We start from the raw sequence: 2,467 nt of genomic DNA, 5'->3' as shown, positions 1-2,467 counted from the left end.
TGTTGCGATATTTAGTTCCCCATATGATGTGGTAATTCAGATTGTAGACTGATGTTCGGCCATATGTAAGTCTATTATTATCTTTCATATCAATTATTATACCACGTTTTGCTTAAACCATGTGTAGCACAGGTATAAAAAGTAGGGGCAATTCATCACGTCCTTAAAAGAACGAGTTTCCTTGCCCCATTTCAAAAAAATGCTGCGAGTAGCCGAGCATTTTTAAGTCTGATTGTTTTTTAGTGGTAGAGGTCAAAGCGACCTTTCTTGAAGAATTCTTTGAATCCACCGATTTCAAGCAGTGAATGGTTCATGATCATCTTCTTTAAAACCGACGCCGAATATGCTTTAAAGGCATGACCACCGGCAACCCCAAAGGCGCGGGTGTTACCGACGGAAGCGACGGTCCCCATTGAATGGTACTGGTAAGCGTCCGGCCGTTGGTTGCCGTTAGTGCGGGCTTTGATATCTTCGGCAATGTAATTAGCCATCGAAAGCGCGATCTGAGCGGTCGTCGGATATGGACGCTTGCCGCCGGCTGGCATCACCGCTGCCACGTCACCAGCGACGTAAAGGTCATCATGATCGGGCGCGGTGAGATGCGGGGAAGCCATGACACGACCACGTTTTTCTGGGAGACCAGACTGCCCGACAATTGGGCTGCCACTGACCCCGGTGGTCCAAATGATCGTATTGCCATCGAGCTTGTTTAGTGGGGCGTCATCAGCGGCCCCGGTCTTCTTGTAAAGAACGCTGTTAGGCTGAATTTCCTGAATCAGTGCTTCGGAGATAATCTTGATGCCAAGTTTTTGCACAATGTCTAGGCCATAAGCGGCCAGCTGATCGTTGAACATTGGTAGGAGACGTTTCGAAGCGTCCACAACGCTAATCTGGACCTGGTTAGGCTGGATCCCGGCGAGATCAGCGTAACGTGGTCGGGCGTCAGCTAGAGCGCCGGCCAGTTCAATGCCGGTAAAGCCGCCCCCACAGATAATGATCTGCAACTTTTTAGGGTCGGCTTGGGAACGATAAGAAGCCATCTGGTTACGGATGTGTTGGTCGATCTGCTTGGCCTGATCGACGGTTGTCATCGGCAAAGCGTTTTCTTTGGCCCCCTTAATCCCAAAGGTTTCGGAGACAAAGCCCAGTGCCAAAACGCAATAATCATAAGTTAATGGATCGTGTTTTGCTAGTTGAACCGTCTTTTTGTCAGGATCAACGCTGACAACCCGGTCAATAATCAATTTAGTGGTCTGTGGATTGATGACGTCCTTAATTGGAAAGGTGATTTTATCAGCAGGAACATTGCCGGCTGCGACTTCATGAAGGGATGTAGTTTCGTAGTGGTAGGAATTCAAGTTGACTAAGGTGATATTGACTTGACCTTGTAATTTCTTTTGCAACTCAACAACGGTTTTGAGTCCAGCATAGCCAGCACCCAGTACGACGATGTCTTTCATGATAATGCCTCACTTTCTGTGGTTTATCCTAAGTTGCCGACAATTCCTCTATATTATTATTCTATCATTAATTAAGGTAAGATTATGATATGCGATAAGAACCAAAATTGATTAAGTATCGCTGCTTTCTGCTCGCCAATTCGAACATCACGGCAAGCAAAAATGAAATTCTGGATAAACTATTTTAGGAGGGTTGGCGATGGAACGACGTAAGCAACTAGCGGCAGTGGCCCACTATACCGCCGAAAAACTCGGTGCCGACCGGACGGGCCACGGGATGGATCATATTCATCGGGTGGTAAAGATGGCGAAACGGATTGCTGTTGGGGAAGGTGTCGACCCGTTTTTGCCGATGGTGGCTGCTTATCTGCACGACACGATCGACGAAAAATTGGTTGCTGATGTTGACCAGGCAAAGGACGAACTGGCTGATTTTCTGCAGCAAACGGGTTTTCAGACGGATGAAGTGACCCAGCTTGTCGCCATCCTGGGGCAGATTTCTTTTGCTCACACCTTGGAAGGACCGGTGAAGCTCACGCAACTCGGCCAAATCGTCCGGGATGCTGACTGGCTCGATGCGATCGGCGCCATCGGGATTACTCGGGCGGTCTACTACGGTGGGGCCCACCACGAAAAGATTTATGATCCGGCGATCCCACCGCGGCAAAAGATGTCAAAAGAAGAGTACCGGAATCTCAATGATGAAACGATCATTAATCACTTCACCGAAAAGCTGCTGCACCTCGAAAGGATGATGTGTACAACGACGGCCCAAAAAATAGCTGCACATCGGCAACAGGTGATGCGCGACTTCCTGGCCGAATTCCACGCGGAGTGGGATGCGGAAAAATAAGCAATCAAGAACAACAGATCGCTCAATTCAAAGACTAGCAGTCTGATTCATCAAATAAGGGGCTGTGACATAAGTCCCTAATAAAGAACGGAGTTGGATGAAATCTTCGGATTTCATTCAGCTCCGTTTTCCTTTAAAATATAGATATACTGAA

At 47.8% G+C, this 2,467-nt stretch carries 2 protein-coding genes and 1 pseudogene; 1 reads left to right on the top strand and 2 read right to left on the bottom strand.

The annotated features are described in order from the left end of the window. Nucleotides 1-88: pseudogene (locus tag QOR82_RS08980) on the bottom strand (IS200/IS605 family transposase); the annotation flags it as partial. A 151-nt stretch (nt 89-239) separates the two neighbouring features. Further along, the gene (locus QOR82_RS08975) at nt 240-1,460 is read right to left on the bottom strand and encodes an NAD(P)/FAD-dependent oxidoreductase (RefSeq protein WP_283584400.1); all 1,221 of its coding nucleotides are present in this window, start codon (nt 1,458-1,460) and stop codon (nt 240-242) included. Nucleotides 1,461-1,659: 199 nt separating this feature from the next. Between QOR82_RS08975 and QOR82_RS08970 the strand changes: the two genes are divergently transcribed. Further along, nucleotides 1,660-2,313, top strand: a complete 654-nt coding sequence (locus QOR82_RS08970) for an HD domain-containing protein (protein ID WP_283584399.1) — start codon at nt 1,660-1,662, stop codon at nt 2,311-2,313. Nucleotides 2,314-2,467 lie beyond the last annotated feature (154 nt).

It is taken from the genome of Limosilactobacillus difficilis (assembly GCF_947387495.1).
Classification (GTDB): Bacteria; Bacillota; Bacilli; order Lactobacillales; family Lactobacillaceae; genus Limosilactobacillus; species Limosilactobacillus difficilis.
The sequence above is the reverse complement of the archived record's forward strand: the minus strand, read 5'-3'. Positions and strand labels throughout refer to the sequence as shown.